14 protein-coding genes are annotated in these 13,936 nt (G+C 58.9%); all 14 read right to left on the reverse strand.

All coding sequences use genetic code 11. The features are described from left to right. Nucleotides 1-70: 70 nt before the first annotated feature. Nucleotides 71-697 (reverse strand): ribonuclease HII, encoded by a 627-nt coding sequence (rnhB, locus tag AC0Z4S_RS11585; RefSeq protein WP_042606986.1) that lies wholly within the window; start codon nucleotides 695-697, stop codon nucleotides 71-73. 11 nt (nucleotides 698-708) lie between these two features. Next, nucleotides 709-1,839: a lipid-A-disaccharide synthase gene (lpxB, locus tag AC0Z4S_RS11590; protein ID WP_485623078.1), complete on the reverse strand. Its 1,131-nt coding sequence runs from the start codon at nucleotides 1,837-1,839 to the stop codon at nucleotides 709-711. Nucleotides 1,840-1,841: 2 nt separating this feature from the next. Beyond that, the gene (lpxA, locus tag AC0Z4S_RS11595) at nucleotides 1,842-2,618 is read right to left on the reverse strand and encodes an acyl-ACP--UDP-N-acetylglucosamine O-acyltransferase (RefSeq protein WP_064364255.1); all 777 of its coding nucleotides are present in this window, start codon (nucleotides 2,616-2,618) and stop codon (nucleotides 1,842-1,844) included. Continuing rightward, the gene (gene fabZ, locus AC0Z4S_RS11600; protein ID WP_016771469.1) at nucleotides 2,615-3,055 is read right to left on the reverse strand and encodes a 3-hydroxyacyl-ACP dehydratase FabZ; all 441 of its coding nucleotides are present in this window, start codon (nucleotides 3,053-3,055) and stop codon (nucleotides 2,615-2,617) included. The genes lpxA and fabZ overlap by 4 nt, the downstream gene beginning before the upstream one ends. A 106-nt stretch (nucleotides 3,056-3,161) precedes the next feature. Next, nucleotides 3,162-4,217 (reverse strand): UDP-3-O-(3-hydroxymyristoyl)glucosamine N-acyltransferase, encoded by a 1,056-nt coding sequence (lpxD, locus tag AC0Z4S_RS11605; RefSeq protein ID WP_485623080.1) that lies wholly within the window; start codon nucleotides 4,215-4,217, stop codon nucleotides 3,162-3,164. Between the two features lie 3 nt (nucleotides 4,218-4,220). After that, entirely contained in the window at nucleotides 4,221-4,724 is a 504-nt protein-coding gene (locus AC0Z4S_RS11610) for an OmpH/Skp family outer membrane protein (RefSeq protein ID WP_003222140.1), read from the reverse strand. A gap of 45 nt (nucleotides 4,725-4,769) precedes the next feature. Then, a complete protein-coding gene (gene bamA, locus AC0Z4S_RS11615; RefSeq protein WP_253499578.1) occupies nucleotides 4,770-7,145 on the reverse strand; it encodes an outer membrane protein assembly factor BamA in 2,376 nt (791 codons plus the stop codon). Nucleotides 7,146-7,219: 74 nt separating this feature from the next. Further along, the gene (rseP, locus tag AC0Z4S_RS11620; RefSeq protein WP_485623081.1) at nucleotides 7,220-8,572 is read right to left on the reverse strand and encodes a sigma E protease regulator RseP; all 1,353 of its coding nucleotides are present in this window, start codon (nucleotides 8,570-8,572) and stop codon (nucleotides 7,220-7,222) included. Between the two features lie 53 nt (nucleotides 8,573-8,625). Beyond that, nucleotides 8,626-9,816 carry a 1-deoxy-D-xylulose-5-phosphate reductoisomerase gene (ispC, locus tag AC0Z4S_RS11625; protein ID WP_485623082.1) on the reverse strand — a complete coding sequence of 397 codons (1,191 nt, stop codon included), beginning with the start codon at nucleotides 9,814-9,816 and terminating at the stop codon, nucleotides 8,626-8,628. Beyond that, the gene (locus AC0Z4S_RS11630; protein WP_016771474.1) at nucleotides 9,813-10,619 is read right to left on the reverse strand and encodes a phosphatidate cytidylyltransferase; all 807 of its coding nucleotides are present in this window, start codon (nucleotides 10,617-10,619) and stop codon (nucleotides 9,813-9,815) included. Before AC0Z4S_RS11630 ends, ispC begins: the two co-directional genes overlap by 4 nt. Next, nucleotides 10,619-11,374, reverse strand: coding sequence for a polyprenyl diphosphate synthase (uppS, locus tag AC0Z4S_RS11635; RefSeq protein WP_039762463.1), 756 nt, complete (start codon nucleotides 11,372-11,374; stop codon nucleotides 10,619-10,621). The genes AC0Z4S_RS11630 and uppS overlap by 1 nt, the downstream gene beginning before the upstream one ends. A gap of 14 nt (nucleotides 11,375-11,388) precedes the next feature. Then, nucleotides 11,389-11,946: a ribosome recycling factor gene (gene frr, locus AC0Z4S_RS11640; protein ID WP_310050041.1), complete on the reverse strand. Its 558-nt coding sequence runs from the start codon at nucleotides 11,944-11,946 to the stop codon at nucleotides 11,389-11,391. Then, entirely contained in the window at nucleotides 11,943-12,686 is a 744-nt protein-coding gene (gene pyrH, locus AC0Z4S_RS11645) for a UMP kinase (protein WP_011332683.1), read from the reverse strand. The genes frr and pyrH overlap by 4 nt, the downstream gene beginning before the upstream one ends. 208 nt (nucleotides 12,687-12,894) lie before the next feature. Next, on the reverse strand, nucleotides 12,895-13,758 hold the full coding sequence (gene tsf / locus AC0Z4S_RS11650; RefSeq protein WP_016771476.1) for a translation elongation factor Ts: 864 nt from the start codon (nucleotides 13,756-13,758) through the stop codon (nucleotides 12,895-12,897). Between the last annotated feature and the right edge of the window lie 178 nt (nucleotides 13,759-13,936).

Genomic DNA, 13,936 nt, shown 5'->3' on the forward strand with positions numbered 1-13,936 from the left:
CCTGTCCAGTTACATAGAGACAACGAGGCCCGGATTGTACCGGGCCTCGAATAAAACATCAGCCTTGCGCCTAAACCTGCGTCAGGCTTTCCCGCGCCTCGTAAGCCAGGCGGACCGGGGCGAACGACCGGCGATGAATCGGCGTCGGGCCGAGCCGCGCCAGCGCTTCCAGATGAACGGGCGTCGGATAGCCTTTATGGCCGCCGATGCCGTAGCCCGGGTAGATCAATTCGAATGCCGCCATCTCGCGATCGCGGCTGACCTTGGCGAGAATCGATGCCGCCGCGATGGCCGGAACCTTGCCGTCACCCTGAATCACCGCTTCGGCGCGCATCGGCAAATGCGGGCAGCGGTTGCCGTCGATCATCGCCAGTTTCGGCTGAACGTGCAGGCCAGCGACCGCACGCTGCATCGCCAACATGGTGGCGTGGAGAATGTTCAGGTCATCGATTTCTTCGACCTCGGCGCGGGCAATGCACCAGCTCAGGGCCTTTTCGCAGATCTCGTCGTAGAGTTTTTCACGCTTGGCTTCGGTGAGCTTTTTCGAATCGTCGAGGCCGAGGATTGGCCGGTTCGGGTCGAGGATCACCGCCGCCGTCACCACCGCGCCACACAAGGGGCCACGACCGACCTCATCGACACCGGCGACCAGTTCTTCGACTTCGGCGACCAGAGTGAAGTCCAGGCCCATCTGCATGCTTGTCTTGCTCATTGTGGTTTGCCGATCAGGTTAAGGATGGCGTCCGCCGCCTGATTGGAAGCATCGCGCCGCAGCGTGCGGTGGATCTCGTCGAAACCGCGGGTCTGTTCCTCTCCGCCTTCGATCAATGGCGACAGAGTCTGCGCCAATGCCTCGACAGTCGCATCATCCTGCAACAACTCCGGCACCAGCAAGCGCTGGGCGAGCAAATTGGGCAGCGACACGTACGGGCTCTTGACCATGCGCTTGAGAATCCAGAACGTCAGCGGCGCCAACCGATACGCCACCACCATCGGCCGCTTGTACAGCAGCGCTTCAAGGGTAGCAGTGCCTGACGCGATCAACACCGCGTTGCAGGCGGCGAGGGCCAGATGCGATTGACCATCGAGCAATGTCACCGGCAAATCGCGGCCGACCAGCAGCGCTTCAAGTTGCCCGCGGCGTTCCGGGTTGGCACAGGGAATGACAAAACGCACGCCCGGACGCATGCCTCGCAGGCGTTCGGCAGTATCAAGAAACAGCGCGCCGAGGCGACTGACTTCACCGCCACGGCTGCCCGGCATCAGTGCCACCAGCGGACCGTCAGGCAAACCCAACTCGGCCCGTGCAGCCGCGCGGTCAGCCTCCAGCGGAATGGTATCGGCCAGGGTATGGCCAACGAAACGTACCGGCACGCCTTTTTCTTCGTAGAACTTCGCTTCGAACGGCAACAGGGTCAGCATCAGATCGCAGCCTTCGCGGATCTTCAGTACCCGTTTCTGCCGCCATGCCCACACCGACGGGCTGACGTAATGCACGGTCTTGATCCCGGCCTGACGCAGCTTGAGTTCGATGTTGAGGTTGAAATCCGGCGCGTCGATGCCGATGAACACGTCCGGCCTGGCGGCGATCAGCGTGGCAATCAAGTCCTTGCGGCGCTTGAGCAATTCACGCAGCCGACCGAGCACTTCCACCAGGCCCATGACCGACAGGCGCTCCATGGGAAAGTACGAGGTCAGGCCTTCGGCCTGCATCAGCGGCCCGCCGACACCGATGAACTCGATCGCCGGATGTTGTGCCTTGAGCGCGCGCATGAGGTCGGCGCCGAGAATGTCACCGGAAGCCTCACCCGCCACCAGCGCAATACGCAGACTGGCCATGATCAGCGGGTGATGCCGCGGGTCGAGGCCTGGATCGAATCGCGGAACACGGCGACTTCCGGGAACTGCGCAGACGGCTCGACCAGCTCGGCCAGCGCCTGCTCGACCGTCAGGCCCTGGCGGTAGACGGTCTTGTAGGCACGGCGCAAGGCGTGGATCGCATCTTCACTGAAACCGCGACGGCGCATGCCTTCGAAGTTCATGCTGCGCGCTTCGGCAGGGTTGCCGAATACGGTGACGAACGCTGGTACGTCCTTGCCAATTGCCGTGCCCATGCCGGAAAAGCTGTGGGCGCCGATGTGGCAGTACTGATGCACCAGGGTAAAACCGGAGAGGATCGCCCAGTCGTCAACGTGTACATGCCCGGCCAGCGCGGTGTTGTTGACCAGAATGCAGTGATTGCCGATGACACTGTCGTGACCGATGTGGGCATAGGCCATGATCAGGTTGTGATCACCCAGGGTGGTTTCCGAACGATCCTGAACGGTGCCACGGTGAATGGTCACGCCTTCGCGGATGACGTTGTGGTCACCGATCACCAGGCGGGTTTCCTCGCCTTTGTATTTCAGATCCGGGGTGTCTTCGCCTACCGAAGAAAACTGGTAGATGCGATTGTGCTTACCAATGCGGGTCGGCCCCTTGAGGATCACATGCGGCCCGATCACGGTACCCTCGCCGATTTCCACACCTGCGCCGATGATCGACCACGGGCCGACCTCGACGCCGTCAGCCAGAACGGCGGACGGATCGATGATTGCGCGAGGGTCAATCAAACTCATACTTTTTGTTCCGCGCAGATGATTTCCGCCGAGCAGACCGGCTTGCCATCGACCGAAGCCTGGCACTCGAATTTCCAGATCTTGCGCTTGCAGCTGATGAAGGTCGCTTCGAGGATCAACTGGTCGCCCGGCTTGACTGGCTGGCGGAAGCGCAGCTTGTCGGAACCGACGAAGTAATACAGGGTGCCGTCGGCCGGTTTGACGTCGAGCATCTTGAAACCGAGGATCCCGGCAGCCTGAGCCATCGCTTCGATGATCAGCACGCCCGGCATGATCGGATGCGCAGGGAAGTGACCATTGAAGAACGGTTCATTGATGCTGACATTCTTGTAGGCGCGAATTCGCTTGCCTTCAGTGTCCAGTTCCACCACCCGGTCCACCAGCAGGAACGGGTAACGGTGAGGCAGGTATTCGCGAATCTCGTTGATGTCCATCATTTCAGGGGAAAGCCTATGTAAAGATTGGGAGCGCGACTGACGCGCACTCCTCTAGCAAATCAAGGAGGCAGTCTAGAGGCTGTGCACACTTGATATGGAAATGGTATCAGCCATCAGATGAAGCATTGCCGTCAGGGGTCACTTCCCCTACGCGCTTTTCCAGCTGTTTCAACCGTCGCGCGATGTCATCGAGCTGACGGATGCGGGCCGCGCTTTTGCGCCATTCGGCCGCCGGTTGCATGGCTGTGCCGGAAGAATAGGCACCCGGCTCGGTAATCGAGTGGGTCACCATGGTCATCCCGGTCAGGAAAACGTTGTCGCAGATATCAATGTGGCCGACCAGACCGACACCGCCGGCGAGCATGCAGTGCTTGCCGATTTTGGTGCTGCCGGAAATGCCGACACACGCGGCCATGGCGGTGTGATCACCGACCTGAACGTTGTGTGCGATCTGAATCTGGTTGTCGAGCTTCACACCATTGCCGATCACGGTGTCCGCCAGAGCGCCACGGTCGATGGCGGTGTTCACACCGATCTCGACATCGTCGCCAATGGTCACGCCACCGATCTGGGCGATTTTCTGCCAGATACCTTTTTCGTTGGCGAAGCCGAAGCCCTCACCGCCAATCACCGCACCGGACTGAATGACTACGCGCTTGCCGATGCGTACGTCGTGATACAGCGTCACGCGAGGAGCCAGCCAGCCGCCCTCACCGATCTCGCTACGAGCGCCGACCACGCAATGCGCGCCCAGCGTCACCTGTGCAGCAACACGTGCACCGGTTTCGATCACCACGAACGGGCCGATGCTGGCGGTTGGATCAACCAACGCATCCGCCGCAATCACTGCCGTCGGATGAATACCCGCAGCGGCTTTTGGCTTTGGATCGAACAGGTGCGAAAGACGCGCATACGCCAGGTAAGGATCCGCCACCACCAGCGCGTTACCGGCAAAACCTTCGGCATCGGCTTCTTTGAGCAGTAACGCAGCCGCCTGCGAACCGGCCAGGTATTTGCGGTATTGGGGATTTGCCAGAAAGCTCAACTGAGCTGGGCCAGCCTCTTGCAAAGTGGCTAGCCCAGTAATTTGCCTCTCGGGGTCGCCACGCAGGGTGGCGCCGAGGTGCTCGGCCAACTGGCCGAGCCTGATAGTCACGGTCATGGGTTACTTCAGCTGATTCATGCGCTCGATTACCTGGCGCGTGATGTCGTACTGAGGTTTGACATCGATGACTGCGCCACGCTCGAACACCAGGTCAAAACCACCTTTCTTGATGACTTCTTCCACAGCGCTGTCCAGCTTCGGCTTCAGCTGCTTGAGCATTTCGCGGTCAGCAACGGCTTTGGCTTCGTTCAGCTCCTTGGACTGGAACTGGAAGTCGCGGGCCTTTTGCTTGAATTCCAGCTCCAGACGCTCACGCTCGCCCTGCTGCATCTTGTCGCCACCGGCCATCAGACGGTCCTGAATGCCCTTGGCGCTGCTCTCCAGGGTTTTCAGCTTGGTCAGCTGCGGACCGAACTTCTTCTCGGCGTCAACGGCGTACTTCTTCGCCGCATCAGATTCGAGCAAAGCCATCTGATAGTTCAGAACAGCAATTTTCATGTCGGCGAACGCCGGACCTGCCACCAGTACGGAGGCCAGGAGAACCAATTGAGTCAACTTACGCACGATGCACTCCTACAAAATCCATTGTCGTTATCTTGGGTCAGACGCTTAGAAGGTCTGGCCGAGGGAGAATTGGAACACTTGAGTTTCAGCTTCATCCGGCTTCTTGATCGGCATCGCCAGCGCAAAGCTCAAAGGACCCAGTGCGGTGACCCAGGTCACACCCACACCTACGGAACTGGCCATGTTGCTCAGACTGATGTCGTTGCACTTGGTGTTGGAGGAGGAACCGTTGGCGTTCGTAGTGTCCTTGCACTGCGAGTCAAACACGTTACCGACATCCCAGAAGACCGAAGTACGCAGGGAACGCTGATCCTTGACGAATGGCAGCGGGAACAGAACTTCCACACCGCCCTGGATCAGGACGTTACCACCGAACGGCAGTGGATCCTGATCCGGGTCCGCGATAGTGCCCGGGTTGGTACCACGACTCGGCGTACTGCGCGGGCCAAGGGTGCTGTCCTTGAAGCCGCGTACCGAGTTGAAACCACCTGCATAGTAGTTTTCATAGAACGGCAAGCCGTCGGTCGAACCGTAACCGTCGCCATAACCGAGCTCGGTGTGCAGGCGCATGGTGTAATTCTCAGTAATCGGCTGGAACAACTGACCACGGTAATCAAGTTTGAAGAACGACAGGTCGCTGCCTGGAATGGTGGTTTCCAGGGTCAGGCTCTGGGAACGGCCACGGGTTGGCAATACACCCTTGTTCAGGGTCGACTCGGACCAGCCGGCAGATGCCTTGAAGTTCAGGTAGTTATCGCCTTCCTTTTTAACGAAGTCGAAAATCTCGTCAACGGTATAGCGACCGGTATTGATCTTGTCCTGCTGAACCGAGGCACCGAAGGTCAGACGCGAAGTCTCGCTGATCGGGTACCCGACGTTCACGCCTGCACCGAGACTGTCTACCGCATAGCTGGAAATATCGGCATCGAGCTCATCGTAGTCGGTGGTGCGATAGAACGCGTTGTAACCCAGGCTCACGCCATCGGCGGTCCAGTAGGGGTCAACGTAGCCGAAGTTGTAGCGGCTCTGGTATTCGCTGCGGGTCAGGCCGATGCTGACACGGTTACCGGTACCGAGGAAGTTGTTCTGGGTGATCGAGCCACCGAGGATCAGACCGGCACTCTGGGCGAAACCGACGCTGGCAGTGATCGAACCGGAAGCCTGTTCTTCAACGGCGTAGTTCACGTCAACCTGATCGTCGACACCTGGCACGGCCGGGGTTTCAACGTTGACTTCCTTGAAGAAGCCCAGACGTTCCAGACGGGTCTTGGACTGGTCGATCAGGTAGGTCGAAGCCCAGCCGCCTTCCATCTGGCGCATCTCACGACGCAGTACTTCGTCCTCGGACTTGGTGTTGCCACGGAAGTTGATGCGGTTGACGTAGGCGCGCTTGCCCGGGTCGACAGCGAAGAGGATGTCCACGGTGTGGTCGTCATCGTGCGGCTGAGGCACGCCGTTGACGTTGGCGAAGGTGTAACCCTCGTTACCCAGACGACGGGTGATCAGCTCGGAAGTAGTGGTCATCAACTTGCGCGAGAACACCTGGCCTTTCTGCACCAGCAACAGCGACTTGATCTGGTCTTCAGGAACCTTCAGGTCACCGCTGAGTTTGACATCGCGAACGGTGTACTTCTCGCCTTCGGTGACATTGACGGTGATGTAGACGTGCTTCTTGTCCGGGGTGATGGACACCTGGGTCGAAGCGATGTCCATGTTGATGTAGCCACGGTCCAGGTAGTAGGAACGCAGACGCTCCAGGTCACCGGAGAGTTTTTCACGGGCATATTTGTCATCGTTCTTGAAGAACGACAGCCAGTTGGTGGTTTTCAGTTCGAACAGGTCGGTCAGGTCTTCCTCAGGGAAAACCGTATTACCTACCACGTTGATGTGCTGAATGGCGGCAACCGTACCTTCGTTGATCTTCACCTTCAGACCCACGCGGTTACGTGGCTGCGAGACCACTTCGGTATCGACGGTAGCCGAGTAGCGACCCTGGGCGACGTACTGACGCTGCAGTTCGTTACGCACACCCTCGAGGGTAGCGCGCTGGAAGATTTCGCCTTCGGCCAGACCGGATTGCTTGAGGCCTTTCATCAGGTCTTCTGTGGAAATCGCTTTGTTGCCCTCGATTTCGATACTGGCGACCGATGGACGCTCAACCACAGTGATGACCAGAACGTTGCCTTCGCGGCCCAGCTGGATATCTTGAAAGAAACCGGTTTTGAACAACGCACGAGTGGATTCCACCAGGCGACGATCATCCGCCTGCTCGCCGACGTTCAACGGCAAGGCACCAAAGACGCTACCCGCGGAGACCCGCTGGAGGCCATTGACGCGAATATCAGAGATAGTGAAGGACTCGGCGTGAACTTCGGCGATCATCAATACGGTGAGAACCGCAGTTAGCAGCAGACGTTTCATGAAGTCCTTTCTTATTCCAACTGGCAATAAACAAACTGCCGCAAAATGCGGCAGATTCGCAATTCAGCGAAGCGTTACAGTCGACCCAGATCGTTGACCAGAGCAAGCAACATCACCCCGACCACCAAACTGATACCGATCTGTATCCCCCAACCTTGCACCCGATCCGACAAGGGGCGACCACGCACCCACTCGATCAGATAAAACAACAAATGCCCCCCATCCAGTACAGGAATGGGCAGCAAATTCAGAACGCCCAGGCTAATACTCAGATAAGCAAGGAAATTCAGGAAATCAGCGACGCCCGACTGGGCAGAAGCGCCCGCCACTTTAGCAATGGTTATCGGTCCACTCAAGTTTTTTACCGAGAGCTCGCCGAACAGCATTTTCTTCAGTGAATCGAGGGTCAGAATGCTCATGGTCCAAGTGCGACGGGCACCCTCGCCAATCGCGGCCAGCGGACCATAACTGACTTCGCGGATCATTTCCGGCGGCCAGTCGATGGCTTTGACGCCAGCGCCCAGATAACCGCTTGGCGACTTGCTCTCACCGCGCGCCGCCAGGGTCACAGGCACGTCGATTTGAGCACTGTCGCGCTCGATACGCAGCATGATTTTGGTATCAGGACGCGTACGAACGGTATCGACCACTTGCTGCCAGTCACTCAGCGGCTGACCATCCAGCGCCAGCAAGCGATCGCCGGTTTTCAGCCCGGCTGCCTGGGCCGGGCCTTTCGGGTCGAGCTCGGCAAGCACCGGCGGCAAGGCCGGACGCCACGGACGAATACCCAGCGAGCGAATCGGATCCGGCTCGTCGGCACCTTTGAGCCAGTTATCCAGTGCCAGCGTGCGCGGCGACTCAGCGCTCGAGCCCTGGTCGCGCACCACCAATTGAATGGCGCCGCTTTCACCAAGACGACGAACCAGCTGCAAATTGACTGCAGCCCAGCCCGACGTGGGTTCACCATCGATCGAAACAATCTCCTGACCAGCATTCAGACCAGCCTTTGCAGCAATGCTGCCAGACTCGACCGCGCCGATGACCGGGCGCACCTGCTCGCTGCCGAGCATCGCCAACACCCAGAAGAACACCAGCGCCAACAGGAAGTTGGCAATCGGGCCGGCAGCGACAATAGCGATACGCTGGCGCACCGACTTGCGGTTGAACGACTGATCCAGCTGATCGACCGGCACTTCGCCTTCGCGCTCGTCGAGCATCTTGACGTAGCCGCCCAGCGGAATCGCGGCGACTACGAACTCGGTGCCTTGCCTGTCATGCCAGCGCAGCAGCGGCATGCCGAAGCCTACGGAAAAACGCAGAACCTTGACGCCACAACGACGCGCGACCCAGAAGTGGCCGAATTCATGGAAGGTGACCAGCACACCCAAAGCGATCAGGGTGCCGGCAATCATATAGAGCGCGCTCATCTACTTTCTCCGCAATCCTGTTCAGTGTCGCGTGTCGCCATTGTGTTGCAAAACTATCGGCCGTGCCGACTCAACCATTGCTCGGCCAGCATTCGTGCTTTCGCGTCCGCCGTAAACACGGCGTCGAGATCGTTCAGCGCGACCACCGGCTCCAGATTCAGGACTTCCTCGATGATACTCGCGATTTCCAGGTAGCGAACCCGTCCGTCGAGAAAGGCTGCCACGGCCACTTCATTGGCCGCGTTGAGCATCGCCGGCGCGCTGTCACCGGCTTCCGCCGCCTGCCGGGCCAAACGCAGGCAGGGGAAGCGACTTTCATCGGGCGCCTCGAAATCCAGTCGCGCAATGGCAAACAGATCCAGTGGCGGTACGCCGGAATCGATGCGCTCCGGCCAGGCCAGGGCGTTGGCGATCGGCGTGCGCATGTCCGGGTTACCCAACTGCGCCAGCACCGAGCCATCGACGTAATCGACCAGAGAGTGGATCACACTCTGCGGATGAATCACCACTTCGACCTGAGCCGGTTTGGCATCGAACAACCAGCAGGCCTCGATCAGCTCCAGCCCCTTGTTCATCATGCTCGCCGAATCCACGGAGATCTTGCGCCCCATGGACCAGTTCGGATGCGCGCACGCCTGTTCCGGCGAAACATGCGCCAGTTCGGCCAGCGGCGTCTGCCGGAATGGGCCGCCAGAGGCTGTCAGCAAAATCCGCCGCACACCCACCGAGCTCAAGCCGCGCGCGAAGTCTGCGGGCATGCATTGAAAAATAGCGTTGTGCTCACTGTCGATCGGCAGCAGCACCGAGCCGCTTTTGCGCACGGCCTGCATGAACAGAGCGCCGGACATCACCAGCGCTTCCTTGTTCGCCAGCAGTATCTTCTTGCCCGCCTCGACCGCCGCCAGTGTCGGACGCAGCCCGGCCGCACCGACAATGGCCGCCATCACCGCATCGACTTCAGGCGCGGAGGCAACCTGACACAGGCCCTCCTCACCTACCAGCACGCGAGTCGGCAAGCCGGCTGCACGCAGGTCATCCTGCAACCCGCGCGCTGCGGCACCTTCGGGTACCACGGCAAATTGCGGCACATGCCGCACGCACAATGCGAGCAATTCGCTGAGCCGAGAGAAGCCACTCAAGGCGAAAACCTGATAACGCTCAGGATGACGGGCAATCACATCCAGGGTGCTCAGACCGATCGAACCGGTCGCACCCAACACCGTAATCTGCTGGGGACGGCTCACGGTGCGGCCATCCAGAGCAATACAGCGAATACCGGAATGGCGGCGGTCAGACTGTCGATGCGATCCAGCACACCGCCATGGCCGGGTAGCAGGTTACTGCTGTCCTTGATGCCGGATTGGCGCTTGAACATGCTTTCGGTGAGGTCACCGACCACGGAAATGAAGACGATCACAGCAGCGCCGATCAAGCCTTTGAGCAGTTCGGCCACGGTCCAGTCGCGCACCAGGCCGACAATCGCGGTAATCACCAGACTCAGCGCCAGACCGCCGTAGACGCCTTCCCAGCTTTTACCCGGGCTGACTTGCGGCGCGAGCTTGCGCTTGCCGAATTTGCGCCCGGAGAAATAAGCGCCGATGTCCGCGCCCCAGACCAGCACCATCACCGCCATGATCAACCAGTTACCCAGCGGATACTGTTTGATCTGCACCAGGCCCTGCCACGCAGGCAGCAGGATCAGCAGACCAATGAGCAGCTTGGTCGCCGCCGTGGACCAATGCGCGCTGGAGCGTGGATACGTCAGCACCAGATATGTGGCAATCGCCCACCAGATCACCGATGCACCGAGCACCCAGGGAGCAAGCCCCGGCAGCACATACATGACGAACAGCATCAGGGCGACTACAGCAGCAAAACCGACACGGAACGATTGCGCGGTAAAGCCCGCCAGACGCGCCCATTCCCAGGCACCAAGGCTGACTACCAGACCAATGAACAGCGCGAAGCCTGCACCCTTGAGCAAGAAAAACCCGCACAAGGCAATCGGCAGCAGGATCAGTGCGGTGATGATTCGTTGTTTAAGCATTAAACCCGGGCTCCAGCTTCGACCTGTTCGCTCGTTTTACCGAAACGACGCTGGCGTGAAGCGAAATCGGCCAGCGCGGTGCGCATGGCTTCGTGTTTGAAGTCCGGCCAGAACAGGTCGGAGAAGTACAGCTCGGCGTAGGCCAGCTGCCACAGCAGGAAGTTGCTGATGCGATGCTCGCCACCGGTGCGGATGCACAGATCGGGCAACGGCAGATCGCCGGTGGCCAGACAGGTCTGCAGCAGATCCGGGGTTATGTCCTCCGGGCGCAGGTGCCCGGCCTGGACTTCCCGTGCGAGACGTTGCGCGGCCTGGGCGATATCCCACTGGCCGCCATAATTGGCGGCGATCTGCAGGACAAAGCGGTTGGCGCCGACAGTCATGGCTTCGGCTTCGCGCATCGCCGCCTGAAGCTCAGGATGGAAGCGCGAGCGATCGCCAATGATGCGCAGGCTGATGTTGTTGTCGTTGAGACGCTTGGCCTCACGACGCAGCGCCTTGAAGAACAGATCCATCAAGGCACTGACCTCATCGGCGGGGCGCTGCCAGTTTTCACTGGAGAAGGCGAACAGGGTCAGGACTTCGACCTTGGCCTCAGCGCACACCTCGATCACCGCCCGCACAGCATCCACGCCCGCTTTATGCCCGGCGACACCCGGCATGAAGCGTTTTTTCGCCCAGCGATTATTGCCATCCATGATGATCGCGACATGGCGCGGCACCGCGGACGGCGCAGTCTGCTTGGTCTTGTCCATTTAAAGCTCGACCCTTATACGGCCATCAGGTCTTTTTCTTTTTGCGCCAGGTTCGCGTCGATTTGAGCCACGTACTTCTTGGTCAGATCGTCGATTTCGCCAGTAGCGCGACGCTCTTCGTCTTCGCTGATTTCTTTCTCTTTAACCAGATCCTTCAGCGAGCTGTTGGCATCGCGACGAATATTGCGCACGGCAACACGAGCATCTTCAGCCACATCACGCGCCTGTTTGGTGAAGCCGCGACGGGTTTCTTCGGTCAGGGCCGGCATGCTGATCAGCAACAGTTCACCCAGGTTGGTCGGGTTCAAGTTCAGACCTGCACTGCCGATCGCTTTGTCGACAGCACCGAGCATGTTGCGCTCGAACGCGACAACCTGCAGGGTGCGGGCGTCTTTGACGGTGATGTTGGCGACTTGCTTGATCGGAGTGTCAGCGCCGTAATACGGCACCATCACGCCTTCCAGGATGCTTGGGTGCGCTTGGCCGGTGCGAATACGGCCGAAGTTGTGAGTCAGGGACTCAACCGACTTCTGCATGCGCTGCTCAGCGTCTTTCTTGATTTCGTTGATCATTGTTGAACTTCCTCGATCAGGGTTCCTTCAGCGCCGCCGTGCACAATGTTCAGCAGGGCGCCGGGCTTGTTCATGTTGAATACGCGCAGCGGCATCTTGTGATCGCGGCACAGGCAGATAGCAGTCAGATCCATTACACCCAGCTTGCGATCCAGTACTTCATCATAAGTCAGATGATCGAACTTCTCGGCATGCGGGTCTTTGAACGGGTCTGCGGTGTAGACGCCATCAACCTTGGTGGCCTTGAGCACAACGTCGGCGTCGATTTCGATTGCACGCAGGCAGGCTGCCGAATCCGTGGTGAAGAACGGATTGCCGGTACCGGCGGCGAAGATCACGACGTCTTTGGAGTTCAGGTGGCGCATGGCTTTGCGGCGATCGTAGTGATCGGTCACACCAACCATGGAAATGGCCGACATGACGATGGCCGAGATATTGGCACGTTCCAGCGCATCGCGCATGGCCAGAGCGTTCATCACAGTGGCCAGCATGCCCATGTGGTCGCCCGTGACCCGATCCATACCGGCTTTGCTCAGGGCCTCGCCACGGAACAGGTTGCCACCGCCGATCACCAGACCGACCTGGACGCCGATACCCACGAGTTGGCCGACTTCCAGCGCCATGCGGTCCAGCACTTTAGGATCGATCCCGAACTCTTCCGAGCCCATCAGGGCCTCGCCGCTAAGCTTGAGTAGAATGCGTTTATAGCGAGCCTGATAACCACTGCCCTGCTGAGCCATTGCGAATCTCTCCTGCGGCGTATTTAAAATTCTTTGCGAGCTGTTTACAGCTGGCGTTCACTCTAGCTTGGCGCTGCTGCAGCGCCATCGGAACATGGCTTTGTAAGTCAGTTCCGGGTGGAAACCAAATAAAAATTGGTAACCCATCTGAAAAGAGGCTGCGCGCGTAAGCGGGCAGCCTCTTTCGGGCGACAGTTGAAAAACCGTCTTATTGCTTGGCGGCAGCCAGCTGGGCAGCAACTTCTTCCGCGAAGTTGTCGACCGGCTTCTCGATGCCTTCGCCTACTTTGAAGTAAGTGAAGGAAACGATTTCAGCACCGGCTTTCTTGGCCAGCTCGCCAACCTTGACTTCAGGGTTCTTGACGAAGGCCTGCTCGACCAGGCTTGCTTCTGCCAGGAACTTGCTGATACGGCCCTTGACCATGTTCTCAACAATGTTTTCCGGCTTGCCTTTGATCTTCTCTTCGTTCAGCTGCAGGAACACAGCTTTCTCACGCTCGATCGCTTCGTCGGAGACTTGCGAAGGCAGCAGGAACTCAGGGTTGCTTGCAGCAACGTGCATAGCGATGTCTTTGGCCAGCTCGACGTCACCGCCTTTCAGGACAACAGCAACACCGATCTTGTTACCGTGCAGGTAGGTGCCGACAACGTCACCCTCTACGCGAACCAGACGACGGATGTTGACGTTCTCGCCGACTTTGGCAACCAGAGCTTCACGAGCCGATTCCTGAGCGGCGATCAGCGGAGCTGCGTCGGTCAGTTTTTCGTCGAAAGCTTTTTCTACGCTGGCAGCAACGAAGTTCTTGAAGTCGTCTTGCAGGGCCAGGAAGTCGGTCTGCGAGTTGACTTCCAGCAGCACGGCTGCCTTGTCATTCGATTTGATGGCGATTGCGCCTTCAGCGGCAACGTTGCCGGCTTTTTTCGCAGCCTTGATCGCGCCCGAAGCACGCATGTCATCAATGGCTTTTTCGATGTCGCCGTCAGCCTTTTCCAGGGCTTTCTTGCAATCCATCATGCCTTCGCCGGTACGCTCGCGCAGTTCTTTGACCAACGCTGCAGTAATTGCTGCCATTTTCAAATTCCTCTTGGATAGGTTTTCAACCATTCCACCCGATTGAACGGGCGCTCAATTCTTCCCGAACCACCCATGTTGGCTGCCGCACATTACAAATACGGACGTGGGCGCCGACAAATGGTTTTCGAGGTGGCAAAAAGGGGGCCAAGCCCCCTTTTTGCTTACTGAGTCAACG

The organism is Pseudomonas sp. 1L-B-1-E-C1, from assembly GCF_057291835.1.